The 15991-nt window shown below is 69.9% G+C and carries 12 protein-coding genes and 2 pseudogenes; 5 read left to right on the top strand and 9 right to left on the bottom strand.

The features are described 5' to 3' along the window. The first annotated feature begins 292 nt into the window (after nucleotides 1-292). Nucleotides 293-1084, top strand: a complete 792-nt coding sequence (locus tag ACFY16_RS42575; protein WP_390652607.1) for a DUF6273 domain-containing protein — start codon at nucleotides 293-295, stop codon at nucleotides 1082-1084. A 536-nt stretch (nucleotides 1085-1620) separates the two neighbouring features. On the opposite strand, the pseudogene ACFY16_RS42580 reads toward ACFY16_RS42575, so the two are convergent. Further along, nucleotides 1621-2369, bottom strand: a pseudogene (locus ACFY16_RS42580) (SDR family oxidoreductase). A gap of 164 nt (nucleotides 2370-2533) precedes the next feature. Continuing rightward, entirely contained in the window at nucleotides 2534-3361 is an 828-nt protein-coding gene (locus ACFY16_RS42585) for an alpha/beta fold hydrolase (RefSeq protein ID WP_390652608.1), read from the bottom strand. Nucleotides 3362-3430: 69 nt separating this feature from the next. Between ACFY16_RS42585 and ACFY16_RS42590 the strand changes: the two genes are divergently transcribed. The 3 genes from ACFY16_RS42590 (at nucleotide 3431) to ACFY16_RS42600 (ending at nucleotide 6268) form a co-directional block, all read left to right on the top strand. Further along, nucleotides 3431-3895 carry a MarR family winged helix-turn-helix transcriptional regulator gene (locus ACFY16_RS42590; protein ID WP_390652609.1) on the top strand — a complete coding sequence of 155 codons (465 nt, stop codon included), beginning with the start codon at nucleotides 3431-3433 and terminating at the stop codon, nucleotides 3893-3895. A 172-nt stretch (nucleotides 3896-4067) separates the two neighbouring features. Beyond that, nucleotides 4068-4922, top strand: coding sequence for a GNAT family N-acetyltransferase (locus ACFY16_RS42595; RefSeq protein ID WP_390652618.1), 855 nt, complete (start codon nucleotides 4068-4070; stop codon nucleotides 4920-4922). Between the two features lie 161 nt (nucleotides 4923-5083). Next, nucleotides 5084-6268, top strand: a complete 1185-nt coding sequence (locus tag ACFY16_RS42600; protein WP_390652610.1) for an MFS transporter — start codon at nucleotides 5084-5086, stop codon at nucleotides 6266-6268. 152 nt (nucleotides 6269-6420) lie between these two features. Here the strand turns inward: ACFY16_RS42600 and ACFY16_RS42605 are convergent, their stop codons facing one another. The 7 genes from ACFY16_RS42605 to xylB all read right to left on the bottom strand — a co-directional run bounded on the left by ACFY16_RS42605 (nucleotide 6421) and on the right by xylB (nucleotide 15623). Then, nucleotides 6421-7944 carry an aldehyde dehydrogenase family protein gene (locus tag ACFY16_RS42605; RefSeq protein WP_390652611.1) on the bottom strand — a complete coding sequence of 508 codons (1524 nt, stop codon included), beginning with the start codon at nucleotides 7942-7944 and terminating at the stop codon, nucleotides 6421-6423. 96 nt (nucleotides 7945-8040) lie between these two features. Next, entirely contained in the window at nucleotides 8041-9309 is a 1269-nt protein-coding gene (locus ACFY16_RS42610) for a GAF domain-containing protein (RefSeq protein WP_390652612.1), read from the bottom strand. Nucleotides 9310-9547: 238 nt separating this feature from the next. Continuing rightward, complete coding sequence (locus tag ACFY16_RS42615; RefSeq protein ID WP_390652613.1) at nucleotides 9548-10147, bottom strand: N-acetylmuramoyl-L-alanine amidase; 600 nt, start codon at nucleotides 10145-10147, stop codon at nucleotides 9548-9550. A 78-nt stretch (nucleotides 10148-10225) separates the two neighbouring features. Beyond that, a complete protein-coding gene (locus ACFY16_RS42620) occupies nucleotides 10226-11239 on the bottom strand; it encodes an acetamidase/formamidase family protein (protein WP_390652614.1) in 1014 nt (337 codons plus the stop codon). Further along, nucleotides 11236-12714 carry an APC family permease gene (locus tag ACFY16_RS42625; RefSeq protein WP_390652615.1) on the bottom strand — a complete coding sequence of 493 codons (1479 nt, stop codon included), beginning with the start codon at nucleotides 12712-12714 and terminating at the stop codon, nucleotides 11236-11238. The genes ACFY16_RS42620 and ACFY16_RS42625 overlap by 4 nt, the downstream gene beginning before the upstream one ends. A 225-nt stretch (nucleotides 12715-12939) precedes the next feature. After that, nucleotides 12940-14148 (bottom strand): ROK family protein, encoded by a 1209-nt coding sequence (locus ACFY16_RS42630; protein WP_390652616.1) that lies wholly within the window; start codon nucleotides 14146-14148, stop codon nucleotides 12940-12942. Nucleotides 14149-14177: 29 nt separating this feature from the next. After that, nucleotides 14178-15623: a xylulokinase gene (gene xylB / locus ACFY16_RS42635; protein ID WP_390652617.1), complete on the bottom strand. Its 1446-nt coding sequence runs from the start codon at nucleotides 15621-15623 to the stop codon at nucleotides 14178-14180. 183 nt (nucleotides 15624-15806) lie between these two features. On the opposite strand from xylB, the pseudogene ACFY16_RS42640 reads away from it, so the two are divergent. Then, nucleotides 15807-15991: pseudogene (locus ACFY16_RS42640) on the top strand (xylose isomerase); the annotation flags it as partial.

Genomic DNA, 15991 nt, shown 5'->3' on the forward strand with positions numbered 1-15991 from the left:
CGACACCCAGTCCCACCCCTCGCTCCGACGAACACAACGATCATGTCAAGCTCAGGAAGCCGACGAGCCCGGTTTATGGATTTCCCAACGGAGTCGTTCACGCCTGGGAGGAATCGACTCCCGGCCCTGCGACGCGGAGCGTCGCGGCACCACATCCTGTCGAGACCGACAGGAGCTTCGGTCGCCGCGACCCGGCAGAGCCGGGAAAAACGAACCGGCAGCGCCGGCGGTCAGCTCCGACTTCGACAACGGCGGCAACGCCGGCGTCACCTTCGGCGGACGCGAGTGGATCGTGCTCGCCCAGAAGGACGACCGTGAGCTGATCGTCGCCAAGGACGACCTCACTGACGCCGCGCACAACAGCGCGTACAACCCGACCACGGGTCAGGCGCTCTACACCACCTGGGAGGACAGCGAACTCCGTTCCTACCTGAACGGCACGTTCTACGACACCTTCAGCGTCGACGACCAGTCGCAGATCATCAGCACGCGGATTGGCAGCTCGCCGAACACCGACTACAAGACGCTGGCCGGAAGCGACATGACGGACAACGTCTTCGTGCTGTCGCAGCAGGAGTACGAGACCTACATCGGCACCGACCAGACGCTGGTCAGCGCCCTGAACGCCAGCGGTTCGAAATGGTGGTGGCTCCGCACGCCCGGCGTCGACCAGCGCTACGCCGTCTTCGCGAACTCCGCCGGCTTCGTCGCCTCGTACGGGCGCCTCGTGACCAACCCGCTCGGCGGCGTACGTCCCGCCATGTGGATCAAGATCCCGGCGACCGGCCCCGGCACCCACGCCGCGATGACGGTCACGCAGACCGGCGCGAACGAGCTCACCGCGACGTTCGACCGGCCCCTGGACGCCGCAGCCGCGTCGTTCTCGATCGTGAAGCACGGATCGCCGCTGGACATCTCGTACTTCAAGTGGGCTGAGGACTCCAAGTCCGTGGTCTTCACGACGGCGGACGAGCTCACCGACGGCAGTTACACGGTCAACATGGCCAATACCACCAACGGGAGGACCCTGAGCGGAATGCTGGCGATCGGCAGCGGCACCGGCACCACGGGTGCCAAGGGCTGACGGATGCGAACGCGGGAGGCTACACCCGGCGTCGCAGTCCTGGTCAACACGGTCACTGGGGCTTTTGCGGCGACTGACCTCAGGTATTCGGCGGAGTTGTCTGGCCTGACGTCAAGTTAGGCGAAACGTGCCCTGACCTGCTCGGTCGAGAGCGGGCTGAGCGAAAGGCGCCTGACGGGTGAAAACCCAGGTCAGGCGCCATTTCGCATGCGCCTAGAAGAAGCCTCAAACGCTACGAGGCCCGGGAGGCCACCTGCTCAGGACCGCACACTCATGCCCCCCGTCATGGGGGCAGTTTGATACGCAGAAGCCCTGCCGGGATGCCAACGGGGCTTCTGCGCGGGCGAGCTACGACGGAGTGGTGCGGTCGGCTGGGTGCGGGGGCGCAGTGCGGGCCGGGCCTCGCGCGTTTTCGCCCAGAGGCCCCGAACCACCTAACGCCAGGCTGACCCCCGCCGCCCCAGTAGGCGGCCCGCTCATGTGTCAGCATCGGCCGTGGCCGCCCTTTGACGAAGCCCCGCGCACCCGGCTTCAGTTCACCAGGCGACGGGGCCGAGGCGGTCGATGAAGATGCCGGTCGGGCCGTCCGCGTCGAGCGTCGCTAGCCTGACGATCGAGTCGGTGCCCTCGGTGACCGTCAGCTCGCCAGTGTGGTGGTTCATGTCGGTGGCGGCGAACTTGCGATTGGCGACCTCTCCCGGGGTGGCGACGTTGAACTTGACCTCCGGGAGGGCCTGGGCATACCGGACGGTGATCATGTTCAGCGCCGCTTTCGACGAGCTGTACGCCAGTTCGTGCATCTTCGACACGGGTTGGTCCGGGTCGGTCACGACCGCGAAGGAGCCGCCGCCGCTGGACACCATCACCACCCGCGGATGCTCCGCCGCCCGAAGTAGGGGAAGGAACGCGTGGGTGACCCTGATCGGCCCGTACACGTTGGTGTCGTAGACGGAGTGGATCTCCTCGACCGTCGCGTCCGCGGGCGCGACAAGCCTCCCCGGCGCGCCGGCGTTGTTGATCAGTACGTCCAGCCGGTCGGTTTGCTCGCGGACGCGCCGCACGGCGTCGGCCACCGAGACGTCGGAGGTCACATCCAGCGGGATCATGACCACACGCACCCCGTCCGCGGTGAGCTTCTCGGCGGCTGCCTGCCCCGGCCCTCGTCGCGCGATCCGAGAAAGATCGTCCAGCCCTGCTCCCCGAGCCGCCGTGCTGCCTCGAACCCCAGTCCCTTGTTGCCTCCGGTGATCAGCACCGAGGTCTGCCGCGAGCTCGCCGTGTCCATGCCGGTCTCCTGTTGAGTATCCGTCGGATATGAACTGCCTTGAAGATCGCAACGCCGCTTCGGCGCTGCGACCGGCTGATGATCCGCCACGCCCGCGACTCCTTCCGCGTGGTGGTCGCACCGCCCTGGTGACGTGACAGCCGTAACGCTTGACGCTTGCACCGTCAGCCCAGGAATTCCATCAGTTGGTCGTTCAGTTGTTTCGGCGTGGTGAGTGGCAGGGAGTGGTGGGTGGCTCCGGGGAGCAGTGCCACCTCGCCCTGTGGGAGCGTCCGGCGGGCCCGGTCGGCGACCTTGACGGCGTGGTGGGTGCGGCTGCGCTCCGCGAGCAGGACCAGCACCGGCATGGAGAGGTCGGCGGTCCGGGGACGGCCGCCGGCGATGAGCTTGCGGCCGGGAACGGTGGTGGCCAGCGCGTAGAGGCGCTGCCAGGTCTCGTCCGGGTGGGTATCTGCCGTCTCCCAGGCGAGGAAGGCGCGGGCGCGGGCCTCGCTCGGGCGGATCAGGGTGGGTAGCGCGCGGAGCAGGTAGCTGGGGCGGAACCCGGCGAAGACCTGGGTGGGGTCGACGAGGACGAGGCGGTCGACCCGCTGCGGTGCATGGAGTGCGTACCTGACGGCCAGCCAGGCGCCGTGCGAGTGGCCGCACAGGTGCGTGCGGGCGAGTCCGAGGCCGTTCAGCAGTGCATCCAGCCAGGCAGTGAGGTCGTTGGCGTTCTTCAGTGGTGTGCCCTGACGTTCGGTGCGGCCGGCGTCGCCCAGCAGGTCAACCGCGTGGACCCGGTAGCGCTCGCCGAGAACTGGTGCGTTGGCGAACCAGACAAGGCCGGTGGCGGAGCCGCCGGGTAGCAGCACCAGTGGGGTGCCGTTCACCGGGCCGTACACATGGACGCGGGTGCGCCCGTAGGGCGTGGCGATGTCGCGTTCCTCGGTGGACTCGGGCCAGCGGGCGCGAAGTTCCTGGTAGGCACGGTCGAAGGCGGACGGTGACACGGGTATCCCTCTCGATGAGCGATAATCTCGATGAGCGAGATATTACGCTGAAGTCCGAGGGAGTGTGCAATGGACGATCAGAGCGATCGGAGCCCGGCGATGCGGCTGGTTCACCTGCTGCGCGCGGTCACTGTGGAGTTCGACCTGCTCGGCGCCGAGTTCGCCGCGCGCAACGGGCTGCATCCCACCGATGTGCGCGCGCTGATCCACTTGCTGGACGCGGCACGGGCCGGTACCCGCGCCACGCCCGGGTGGCTCGGCGAGCAACTGCGCCTGAACTCCGCCGGAACCACCGCCCTCGTGGATCGGCTGGAGAGGCTCGGACTGGTCCGGCGCAGCAGGGACACGATCGACCGCCGACGTGTGCTCCTGGAGGTGGAGGAGAAGGCCACAGAACTCGGGTGGGCCTTCTTCGGGCCGGTGATCAGTGAGGTGATGGCGGCCGCGGAGGGTTTCCAGGCGAGCGAGTTGGAGACGGTGCGTCGCTTTCTGACCGCGGTACTGGAGTCCGCCGGGCGGGCGCGTTCAGCCTGACATGGCCTCTGTCCGAACTGATGAAGTCGCGCGACGGCCAGGGCGCCGGCGGAGACCCGGGTGATGAGCGGAGTGTCCGATGCCGGCGACTCGTAGAAGTCGGGCTTCCCTGTGGCGTTTACCGTCACGGACGGCCAATCTCGGGTGCGGTGTGGCACAGTCGCGTGGTGGGATGCACCGCATGAGTGACCCGCTGCGTGTTCGTATCGAGCAGTACTACGCCACTGTGCCGTTGCTGTTCTCCGATGCCGAAGTGTTCGGTTCCTTGCGGTTGTTCGTGCGCGGGAAGCCAGGTGCTCCGTATTACGGCGGTCCCAGCCATGCTCAGCCCACTGCTGAGGGGGCCTCGTCGGTGACCGACGCCGACATCGCCCGGGTGCGGGCCCGGCAGCGTGAACTGGGTGTGCCGGAAGCTTTCGAGTGGCTGGCCGAGGCCGCTCCGACGCTGCGTGCCGGCCTCGAGGCGCTTGGCCTGCCGGCTGCGGAACGCCCGCTGATGACTCTGGATCCGCACCGTCAGGTCGGTCCGCAGCCGTTGCCGGACGGCGTGAAACTCCGTGTGCTGACGGCCGATGATCCCGTGTTGCCCGCGGCCCTCGCCCTTTCCCGCCTGGCCTTCGCCGAGGAGGCAACCGCGGTGGGCCTTGCGGGCCGCAAGGAGCTCTCGGCGGCAGCCGAGGAACTGACCGAGGACGGCACCGTGGCAGTAATCCGCTCCACGCTCCGTGCCGGGCATAAAACGCTCATCGCTGCCCTCGCCTCGGACGGCACCCCGCTGGCGGTCGGCCACTACCATCCAGCCGGCGGTACCACTGAGATCGGTGGCATCGGCACCCTTCCCATCGCCCGTCGCCAGGGGCTGGCCGCAGCCGTCACGGCGGCCCTGGTCAGCCACGCTCGTGAGCACGGGGTGAGTACCGTCTTCCTCGCCTACGCGCAGGACGCCGTCGCTCGCATCTACTCACGCCAGGGCTTCCGCCCGGCCGGCAGCACCCTTCTCATCGCCAATCAGCCCGCACGTTCGTAAGTTCGCGGGCCGGAAAGGGAGAGGCCCGACCGGGTATGGCACACGGCACCCCGTGGCCGGAAACTGACAGCGCGGTGGTCGCGCGACGGCGGAGCATCTACGTTGACAGACGCCGGGGCATTGCTGCGGATGCCGAGCGGGACGGGGAGTGGAGTACACGCATGGCCGTGTCCGAGCGGCGTACGCCGTCACAGGTGGGGTCGCTGGTGCGGGAGTGGCGCGAGCGCCGTCGTCTGAGTCAGGTGGACCTCGCCAACCAGGCGGGCGTGTCGGCCCGGCACATCAGCTTCCTGGAGACCGGGCGGGCCATGCCCAGCCGGGCCATGGTGCTCCGTCTCGCCGAACAGCTCGACGTCCCGATGCGCGACCGCAACCCGTTGCTGCTCGCGGCCGGTTACGCCCCCGTGTACGAGCAGAAGCCGCTCGCCGACCCCGCCATGGGCCCGGTGTTGGGCGCCGTCAGGCAGGTGCTGCGTGCCCACGACCCCAACCCCGCCCTGGTCGTCGACGGCGAGTCCAAGGCCCCGGGTCGCCCGAAGCTGGATCTCATCGGCATGATCCTGGTGACGGCCGCGCTCGTCGCGCTCTGCCTGCCGCTGATCGAAGGCCGGCAGCAGGGCTGGCCCACCTGGTCCTGGATCCTGCTCGTGGGCGCTGTCCCGCTCTTCACCGTATTCGCCGTGCAGCAGAACAGACTGCGCGGGAACGGCGGCTCGCCCTCCGTCGACCTCTCCCTTTTCCGGGAACGCGCCTTCACCGCAGGCCTGTTCGCGCGGCTGACCTTCTTCGCCAGCATGGCGTCCTACTTCCTGGTGCTCGCCCTCTACCTGCAAAAGGGCCGGCTCCTCGAACCCCTCGACTCCGGACTGGTCTTCGGCGCCCTGGGCCTCGGCTACATCATCACCTCCATGTCGGCCCGCAAGTTCGCCGCCCGGTTCGGCCCGCAGACCAACGCCGTGGGCTGTGTCATCCGGCTCGTCGGCATGGGCCTGCAGATCTGGGCCGTCAGCTCCATCGGCGTCCATGACGACATCGGCTGGCTCATCCCCGGCCTGTTCCTCGGCGGCGCCGGCATGGGGCTGGCGATCGCGCCGCTCGCTTCGACCGTGCTCGCCCGGGTCCCGGCGCACCACGCGGGCTCCGCCTCCGGCGTGACTGACCACCGGGCTGCAGGTCGGCAACGGCCTCGGCGTAGCCCTCATCGGTCTCGTCTTCTACAACGTGCTCGGCAACGCCCCCGTAGAGGGCGACTTCTTCGACGCGTTCCGCGCCTGCCTGGCGATTCGGGCGCTGCTTACGGGCAACGGCGGGTCGCTGTGCTCGTGAGCGGGCGGCTCGTGGGGTGATGTCCTTCGGCGCTATTTGGTCCGCGACTGGTCCGGCGGGAACCCCCCTGGATGTCAGACAGTAACTCGAAGAACCCAATTGTTTACAGTGGGTACCTACCGTGTCGGTTGCCTGGAGCGCAACGATCCCTCCAGGCAACCGACTTCAGGCTCTAGAAGAAGCCAAGCTTCTGAGGGCTGTAAGAACAAAGAATGTTCTTGGTCTGCTGGTAGTGCTCCAGCATCATCTTGTGCGTCTCGCGGCCGATCCCGGACTGCTTGTAGCCGCCGAAGGCAGCGTGTGCGGGATAGGCGTGGTAACAGTTCGTCCAGACGCGGCCCGCCTGGATCGCCCGGCCCGCGCGGTACGCCGTGTTGATGTCGCGGGTCCACACGCCGGCTCCGAGGCCGTACAGCGTGTCGTTGGCGATCTTGATGGCGTCGTCGAAGTCGCCGAACGAGGCCACGGAGACCACCGGCCCGAAGATCTCCTCCTGGAAGATCCGCATACGGTTGTCGCCCTCGAAGATCGTCGGGCGGACGTAGTAGCCCCCCTTCAAGTCGCCGTCGTACTCGGCGCGTTCGCCACCGGTGAGGACCTTGGCGCCCTCCTCGCGGCCGATGTCGATGTACGACAGGATCTTGGCCAGCTGATCGCTGGACGCCTGGGCCCCGATCATCGTGTCGGTGTCCAGGGGGTGGCCGGGCTTGATCAGTTCGGTGCGGGCGACGGCCGCCTCCAGGAAGTCGCCGTAGTTGCCGCGCTGGATCAGCCCGCGGGACGGGCAGGTGCACACCTCGCCCTGGTTCAGCGCGAACATGGTGAAGCCCTCGAGCGCCTTGTCCCGCAGGTCGTCGTCCTTCTCCCACACGTCGTCGAAGAAGATGTTGGGCGACTTGCCGCCGAGCTCCAGCGTGACCGGCTTCAGGTTCTCCGAGGCGTACTGCATGATCAGCCGCCCTGTCGACGTCTCGCCCGTGAAGGCGATCTTCGCCACACGCGGGCTGGACGCGAGGGGCTTGCCCGCCTCCTCGCCGAAGCCGTTGACGATGTTCACGACTCCCGGCGGCAGCAGGTCGGTGACCAGGCTCATCCAGTAGTGCAGGGAGACCGGGGTCTGCTCGGCGGGCTTGATGACGACCGCGTTGCCCGCCGCGAGCGCGGGGGCGAGCTTCCACGTGGCCATCAGGATGGGGAAGTTCCACGGGATGATCTGCGCAACGACACCGAGCGGCTCGTGGAAGTGGTACGCCACCGTGTCGTCGTCGACCTCGCTCAGCGCCCCCTCCTGGGCACGGATCGCGCCCGCGAAGTACCGGAAGTGGTCGATGGCCAGCGGGATGTCGGCCGCCAGCGTCTCCCGGACCGGCTTGCCGTTCTCCCAGCTCTCGGCGACCGCCAAAGCCTCGAGGTTCGCCTCCATACGGTCGGCGATCTTGAGCAGGATGTCGGAACGCTCGGTCGCCGACGTGCGTCCCCAGCCCGGCGCGGCCGCGTGCGCGGCGTCGAGCGCACGCTCCACGTCCTCCGCCGTGCCACGCGCCACCTCGGTGAACGGCTGACCGTTCACGGGACTCGGGTTCTCGAAGTACTGCCCCCTGGCCGGAGGCACGTACGCGCCCCCGATGAAGTGGTCGTAGCGCGCCTGGTAGGAGACGATCGCGCCTTCGGTGCCGGGCGCCGCGTAACGGGTCATGCTGGTCTGCCTCCCTCAGAAGCGCTGCCCGCCGTTGGGCAGCTCTCGGCGCGAGGCTAGGGACGCGGACGTTGCGACCACGTTGCGGGACCGTGCTCAGCGTCCCGACGGCCGGGCCGGTGCCGCCAGCTCTGTCTCCAGCGCGGCGAGTCGCGCCCGGACCGCCGCCGTCGGGCGCACCGCGGCAAGCGCCCGCCACACGTCGAGGTCGTCCTCGCCCCACGGCGTGTGTGCCCAGTCCGCCAGCAGATCGGGGTCGCGACGGGCGATCAGCGCCGCCCGCAGACCGTCGGCGATGCGCCGCCTGAGCCGCACCACCGCCGGGGCCTGGGAGCCGGGCAGCAGCGGTCCGGCGTATGCCGCCGCGGCCGCTGTGACCGCCCCCGTCTCCAGGCGTCTCTCCACGGCGGCGACATCGGATTCGACCGGCACCGTCAGCCGGTAGGGGCGCGAGGCCAGCAGCCCGGGGCCGAGGACCCCGCGCAGCCGGGCCAGTTCGGCGCGCAGAGTCACTGGCGTCACCGACTCGTCCTCGTACAGCGCGCACAGCAGCTCGTCGCCGGTCAGTCCCTCCGGGTGCCGGGCCAGCAGCACCATGATCTCGCTGTGCCTGCGGCTGAGCCTTACCTTGCGACCGCCGGCGAGCAGCCGCGCCTCGTCGCGACCCAGCGCGGTCAGTTCGGCGGTGTCCTCGGCGGGTTGCCCGGGGGCGAGCAACGCCAGATGGGACTCGGCGGCGCGTGCGACGGCTTGGACGAACCCGAGGCTGTGCGGATGCGCGAGTCCGTCCCCGCCGGTGATGTCCACGGCACCGAGCACCCGCCCGGTGCGCGGATCGTGCACCGGCGCAGCCGCGCAGGTCCAGGGCTGCACCCGCCGGATGAAGTGCTCGGTCGCGAAGACCTGCACCGGACGGTCCACGGCGACCGCCGTGCCCGGCGCGTTCGTCCCGACCGCCGTCTCCGCCCAGCGGGCACCTGGCACGAAGTTCATCCGCCCTGCCTGCCGCCGGGTCGCCGCGTGGCCCTCGACCCACAGCAGCCTGCCGTGCCCGTCGCACACCGCCAGCAGATGCTCGCCATCGGCGGCGAACGTGCCCATCAGCTCACGGAACAGCGGCATCGCCCGTGCCAGCGGATGCTCGGCGCGGTACGCGCCGAGGTCGCCGTCCATGAGCTCCACGCTCGCGGTGCCGTCCGGTCCGACCCCGGCCCGCGCGGAACGCCGCCATGAGTCCGCCACCACGGCGCGCACCGGCCGGGGCACCGTGCCCGCCTCGGTGAACGTGTGGTGCGCACGGCGCAGCACCTCCGCACGCTCGACAGGGTCGGCCCCCGGCTCCAGGGCCACCCAGGGATCGGTCAACTCGGCCTCCCGGAAAGCGATACTGCTGAGGTGACGCGACTGAGGCGATGAGGCTCGGGCAATGGGCTCAGGCGGCATGACTCGGGCGACACGGCTCAGGCAATGCGGCTGAGGACATCGTCACTCCGGGTGTGCCTGCCGACAACCGTTTCGACCACGGCGACCCGAACGGTGCCGACCATGGGCGCGATGCGGTCGGGTCGGTGGGTCGGTGGGTCGGTCAGGTGGATCAGGTCGGTCAGACGAAGTTGACGAGTCTTATATAGCGGGTCCAGTCCCAGTTCGGTCCGGGATCGGTGTGGTCCGTGCCCGGTACCTCGTAGTGCCCGATGATGTGCGCGCGGTCCTTCGGGATGCCGTACTCGGTACAGATTGCCGCCGTGAGCCTGGCCGACTCTTCGTACAGGGCATTGGTGAAATAGGCGGGCTCGTCCACCCAGCCCTCGTGCTCGATGCCGATGCTGCGCGTGTTGTAGTCCCAGTTCCCCGCATGCCAGGCGACGTCGTGCTCGCGGACGCACTGGGCGATGTGCCCGTCGGCGGAGCGGACGACGTAGTGCGCCGACACGCTCTTCGCCGGGTTCTGGAAGATGGCGAGGGTGTCGGGGTAGGTCTCCTGGGTGATGTGGATGACCACGTAGTCGAGGGGGTAGGTGGTGGGGCGGTTCGACGCCGTGTAGTTGGAGGTGCTCGCCGGCTGCCACTCGGCGAGTGGATAGTCGACGGCCTCTGCCTGCGCCTCGGCCCGGGTGCCAGGGAGCAGCGCGTACGGGATGGCGGCGAGGGCGGCTCCTTTGAGGAGGCGTCGTCTGCTGGGCAGTGGTTTTGCCCGTTCCATGCTCGATCGCCTTTCGGTGGGGGAGGGCTGTCATCGGGGTTGGGGCATTGGGCCATGGGGCTCATTGGGCAAGTGCGATCAGGGCCGGAGGCCTGACGCAGCCTCACGCATTCGCACGTGCAGCCCGCGGTGAGTCTCGCGCGTCGGCAGCCATTCCTTGCGGAGCTTGGCCACACACGTGTAGTTGGTGTCGCACACGTTGGCCAACGGCGACTCGACGGCCTGAGTCGCGAACTGGTATGCGTCCAGCTCACTGAACCCGTAGTCGCGCACCAGCCACTGCACCAGGTCGAGCTGGGATATCCGGAACGCGTCCTCCAGCGGGCGCGCCGAACCGGTCGAGATGATGTGTGTGTCCGACTCGATGCGCGGCCACGGCGTGGCGATCCCCTTCAGCAATTCGACGATCACCACGGTGTTCATCGCACACTCCACGGCGACCCCGCAGGTCTCTCCCTCGCCCTGCCGGGCGTGCCCGTCACCCAGACTGAGCAGCGCGCCCTCGACGTTCACCCCGAGGTAGCACGTGACGCCCGCCCGCATCTCCGGCGTGTCCATGTTCCCGCCGTGGGCGTCGGGCACCAGCGCCGAACGCACCTCCAGGTTGGCGGGGGCCACCCCCACGGTCCCGTGCATCGGGTCGAAGGGCAGCTCGACCTCGAAATCACTGTCGTGGGCCCGGAACAGTGCGGTTCTGCGGGTCCGGTCGAGCTGCCAGATCCAGACGGTCTCCGGCAGTGGGGGCTGCAGCGTGGCTGTGGCGTGTGTCGAGGTCAGCGCGCCGAACAACGGAACGGTGGTCGAGGCTGCCCAGTCCCGGGCGGGTTCGATCGACACGAAGTGCACGGCGACCGTGTCCCCCGGCTCAGCTCCCTCCACATGGAAGGGACCCGTCTGCGGATTGAGGAAGGGGAACTCGCACACCTCGGACACGAGGTCCTTCTCGGATCGCACCCGTCCGGCGAAGCAGTCCTCCGTGTACAGGTCGAGGACCGTCCCGGGCGCGATACGGGCCACCGGCGGCGCTCCGCCGAACGTCCAGGCGTATTCACCCGGCTCGGGCCGCACGGTCAGGATCCGAGAGTCGTTCATCGCTGCACTGCTCCGTTCTGCGGAAGGACGGCGGGTAAGGTCTCGTCAAGGTGGACACGGGCGGTCTCGGATATGCGCTCGGGATGGCGCCGCACGAGCACGAGCAGCACCACGACCCCGGCCGCCATCCAGCCGCCGACGACGGGTCCGGCGTACGAGACCGGCGCGGTCAGCTCGGTCACGAAGTCGAAGACCGGCAGGCCTGCCGCGGTCAGCAGTGCCGGGACGAACGCGACGATGCCCAGGAGGGGGAACACCACGTGCCGCACGGACCTCAGCACCGGGCGTCCGCGGCGCAGGAAGTAGCCCGCACAGGCGAGGTTCACCACGATGTACACCCCGATGACGACCGTGACGATCACCGTGGCCAGCAGCAGGAACGCCGTCACGGGGTCGTAGGCGAGACCCAGTCCGAGTACGGCGCCGATCGCCACGACGGCCTGCACGGCGATGCCGGCGACAGGGGAGCGGTGCCGGGGATGCAGTGCGGCGAGAACACGGGGGAGAACACGGGCTCGGGCCAGGGCGAACGCCGTGCGCGTGGAGACGTTGGCGCACGCGTTGGCGTTGGCGATCGTGGAGTTGACCACGGCGAGGAACACCAGGACCCAGAACAGCCCGAACGACGCCCGCGCCACTCCCTCCCAGGAGGCGGCACCGGAGGCGCCGAACCGCGCGAAGCGGTCAGGGCCGAAGTACACCGTCATGGCGTACGTGGTGACCACGTAGAACAGCCCGATCGCCAGGGCCGCGCCGAGCACCGCGCGGTGCATCGTGCGGCGTGGGTCCCGGGTCTCCTCGGCCAGCGGCGCCGCCGCCTCGAACCCGGCGAAGGCCAGCACCGTGTAGACCGATCCGGCGAACACTCCGCTGACACCGCCGTAGCCGTCGGCCGTGTGGGAGGTTCCGAAGACGGACAGGGTGTTGTCGGCGCCCGCTTTGCCGATCAGCCAGCCGGCGAACACGAGGAAGACCAGGACTTCGAAGACGCCCAGCACTGTGCCGAAGCGGGCCGAGGCACGAACCCCCAAGTAGCCCGTCATCGTGATGACGGCGGCGCCTGCGAGCGACCACGGCCACCAGAGGTCCGCTGGATACGAGGACCACTCCTGGTGCAGTGTGCCCGCCGTGGTGAAGCCGAGCTGGAGGAGCAGCAACGGCGGGACCAGGGTCTCCACGAACACATAGCCCCATCCGACCAGGAAGCCGACGGCCGGGTGCAGGCCCTGCGCCGCGTAGGTTGCCACCGAGCCGGCGGACGGTAACTCCCGGGCCAGCTCCGCCACACAGGACGCGGTCAACAGACAGGCCACCAGCGCGATCAGGACGGACAGCGGTAGGCTGCCGCCCGCGAAGGCCGCCCCCGACGGAATGGACGCGGCCACCGCGGCGGCCGGCGCCATGGCCGTGACGCTCTGGAACAGGACCTCGCGCAGACCGACGGCGTCGCGCCGCAGGCCGACAGATGCTTTCAACGGCGTTTCCAGCGACGATTCCCCCGACATGTGAAGCCCCCTCGTTCACCCGATACGCCCGCCGTCGCCACGACACGACGGCTGCGCCTCGCGTGAATCACGGTACGACGCCTGCGGGTTGGGCAGAAGAGCGTGGCGGGCTTCCGTGGACAGCCGGGACGTTGTGGAAAACTCGGCCACTCGATCGAGTGGTCTCAGTTCTGGGTGGATCCCGGTCGCAAGGGTTCAGCCCCGCTCCGCCACCGCCGCCGGATCATCCAGGACCATCCGCACCACCGAGTGCGCGGCACCCAGCAGCGGCCCCTCGGAACCCAGGCGGGACACGGCCACAGGACAGGCTGGTCCCGCGGTGCGCCGGGCCAGCTCCTCCCGCAGGGACGGCAGCAGCCAGGGAGCGAGACCGGCCAGCGCGCCCCCGAGCACGACGCTCTGGGGGTCGAGGATGTTGACCGCCCCGGTCAGCGCGATACCGAATGCCGTTCCCGCTTCGCGCAGCGCCCCCCGTACGGCCTCGTCACCCTCCGCGGCGCGCCCCGCGAGCACCCCGACACGGTCCTCGCCGGGCTCCAGGCCGGCCGCGCGCAGCACCGCTTCCTCACCGGCGTACTGCTCCAGGCAGCCGCGCCCGCCGCACGCGCACTCCGGTCCGTCCGGACGGACGGGGACATGTCCCAACTCGCCCGCGAACCCTCGTGTTCCACGCAACAGTCGTCCGTCCACGACGACCGCCGCACCAATGCCGATCTCGGCCGACACATGGAGGAAGTCGCGCGGGGTGCCCTCGCCGAGCCAGAGTTCGGCGAGGCCGCCGAAGTTGGCCTCGTTGTCCACGGTCAGCGGCAACTCCGCCGGCAGCAGGCGGCCGAGGTCCAGGTCGTGCCAGTCGAGGTTCGGGGCGCGTACGACGGTCCGGGCATCGGGGGCGACCAGACCGGGCACGGCCACGGCGAGCCCCGCCGGCCACAGGCCGTCACGTTCTGTCTCGGCGACGACCAGGCGCACCAGCGAGGCGAGTTCCTGGATGACCGGTTCGGGGGAGCGGCCGCGGTTCGTGCCGTGCCGCACGGCCCTCGCCCGCACTTCCCCGCGCAGGTCGACCGCGCAGACCGCGAGGTGGTCGACCCCCACCTCGGCGCCGATCCCGGTGGGCCCGCGCCCGCTGACGGCGAGAGCCGACCCGGGCCGGCCGACTCTGCCGGGTCGCTCGGGGCCCAACTCCTCCAGCAGGCCGGAGCGAATGAGCTCGTCGACGAGGGTCGACACCGCCGCCCGGGTCAGCCCGATGCGCGAGGCGACCGCGGCGCGGGACAGCGGGCCCTCGGCGCCGACCGCGTGCATCACCCGGGCGAGATTGCGTCGGCGCATGCCCTGCTGGGTGTCGGGCAGCGCCCGACCTGGACCGGTCGGGTGTCCCTCGTGCAGCGGTGCGGTCATGCCTGCGGTCAGTCCTCCGTCGATGTCTCTCAGCGGGCGTTCGTCCCCCGTTCCAGCAGCAGGGCCGCGTCGGAGACTACCCCGGCGATCCTGGCCAGTGTCTCCTCGTCCCGCTCCACCGCCTCCAGCACCGGCCCCTGCGTGGTGTTCCAGCGCCGGGCGACCGCGGCCGGGTCCTCACCGGTCAGCAGGCCGGCGGCCTGGGCCGCAGCGCCGAGCGCGACCAGTTCCCTGGCCTCGGGGACCTGGACGGGCCGCCCCGACAGCCGCCGTACCGTCTGCTGCCAGGCCGTGCCCCGGGCGCCGCCGCCGATCAGCAACAGCGGGGCCGTCCGGTCAGCGTCCGCGTCGAGCACCAGGTCGAGGGCGCCCAGCAGCGAGTGGACGGCGCCGTCGTAGGCGGCCTGCAAGAGCTGACCGGCGGTCGTGTCGTGGCGCAGGCCGTGCAGGAGCCCCGAGGCGTTCGGCAGGTTCGGGGTGCGTTCGCCGTCCAGGTAGGGCAGGAGCGTGATCCCGGTAGTGGGCTCCACCGCCTCGCGGTCGAGGCCCAGCAGGGCGGCGAGGCGGTCGACAGCGAGCGTGCAGTTCAGGGTGCAGGCCAGCGGCAGCCAGTCGCCGTGCGCGTCGGCGAAGCCCGCCACGGTACCGGTCGGGTCTGCGGGGCGCCGCTTCGACACCGCGTACACCGTGCCCGAGGTGCCGAGACTGAGCACCGGAGTGCCAGGAAGCAACCCCAGCCCCAGTGCGGCGGCGGCGTTGTCGCCGGTGCCGGGGGCGACCAGGGTGCCCTTGGAGAAGGGCAGGTCGTGGCTGTCGCGGACGGTCCCGGCCACCTCGCCGGGCCGGACCACGCGGGGCAGGAGGGCGGGGTCGAGACCCACGTGGGCGAGGGTCTCCTCGTCGTACGCCTCCGTCCCGGACGCCCACCAGCCGGTGCCGGAGGCGTCACCGCGGTCGGTCGTGCCCTGCCCCGTGAGGCGCTCTGTGAGGTAGTCGTGGGGGAGGCGTACGGCCTTGGTGGCGCGGACCGCCTCCGGCTCGTGCTCGGCCAGCCAGGCCCACTTGGTGACCGTGAACGATGCTCCGGGCACGCTCCCCGTCCGCTCCGCCCAGGCCTTCGGCCCGCCCAGTTCCTCGACGAGCCGACGGGCCTGCGGCGCCGAGCGGACGTCGTTCCACAGCAGTGCCGGGCGTACCGGCTCGCCCTGGGCGTCGAGGGTGACGAGCCCGTGCTGCTGCCCGCCGATCGACACCGCGGCAGCCTCGTGAGCTGCGTCACCGCACTGGCGCAGGGCCTCGCACAGGGCGTCCCACCATTGACGGGGGTCGCTCTCGCGCCCCGCCCCCGAGGAGACGGTGTGTGGTGCCTGGCCGCTCGCGACGACCTGACCGGTGGCCGCGTCGACGACGAGCGCCTTGGTGGACTGGGTGGACGAGTCCACGCCGACGACGAGCGGACCCTCGGCTGCTGACATCGGGCTCTCCCTTTTTCTTCCGCGGCTCCGCGGGATCTGACCTGCTGTTTTCCTGGTGCCCGGGGGTACGACGACCCGGATCTCACCCTTGGGGGGACATCTTGTCCCCTTCCCAGGGATGTGCTGGCATACTAATTTGTAAACGGCCATGACGAAATAGTTCAGCAAGCAAGGAGCCGCGGCATGAGCTACCAGCCCACCCCTGAGGACAGGTTCACCTTCGGTCTGTGGACCGTCGGCTGGCAGGGAAGGGATCCGTTCGGTGACGCCACTCGCGGTGCCCTCGACCCGGTCGAGACGGTGCAGCGCCTGGCCGAGCTCGGGGCCTACGGTGTGACCTTCCACGACGACGACCTGATCCCGTTCGG

Origin of the sequence: Streptomyces sp. NPDC001315, assembly GCF_042896175.1 — a bacterium.
Lineage (GTDB): Bacteria > Actinomycetota > Actinomycetes > Streptomycetales > Streptomycetaceae > Streptomyces.

What these genes read in the sequence shown, in the direction of transcription:
- ACFY16_RS42620 (WP_390652614.1), bottom strand. Translation starts at nt 11,239, where the DNA reads ATGAACGACTCTCGGATCCTGACCGTGCGGCCCGAGCCGGGTGAATAC.
- ACFY16_RS42595 (WP_390652618.1), top strand. Translation starts at nt 4,068, where the DNA reads ATGCACCGCATGAGTGACCCGCTGCGTGTTCGTATCGAGCAGTACTAC.
- ACFY16_RS42590 (WP_390652609.1), top strand. Translation starts at nt 3,431, where the DNA reads ATGGACGATCAGAGCGATCGGAGCCCGGCGATGCGGCTGGTTCACCTG.
- ACFY16_RS42615 (WP_390652613.1), bottom strand. Translation starts at nt 10,147, where the DNA reads ATGGAACGGGCAAAACCACTGCCCAGCAGACGACGCCTCCTCAAAGGA.
- ACFY16_RS42605 (WP_390652611.1), bottom strand. Translation starts at nt 7,944, where the DNA reads ATGACCCGTTACGCGGCGCCCGGCACCGAAGGCGCGATCGTCTCCTAC.
- ACFY16_RS42600 (WP_390652610.1), top strand. Translation starts at nt 5,084, where the DNA reads ATGGCCGTGTCCGAGCGGCGTACGCCGTCACAGGTGGGGTCGCTGGTG.
- ACFY16_RS42630 (WP_390652616.1), bottom strand. Translation starts at nt 14,148, where the DNA reads ATGACCGCACCGCTGCACGAGGGACACCCGACCGGTCCAGGTCGGGCG.
- xylB (WP_390652617.1), bottom strand. Translation starts at nt 15,623, where the DNA reads ATGTCAGCAGCCGAGGGTCCGCTCGTCGTCGGCGTGGACTCGTCCACC.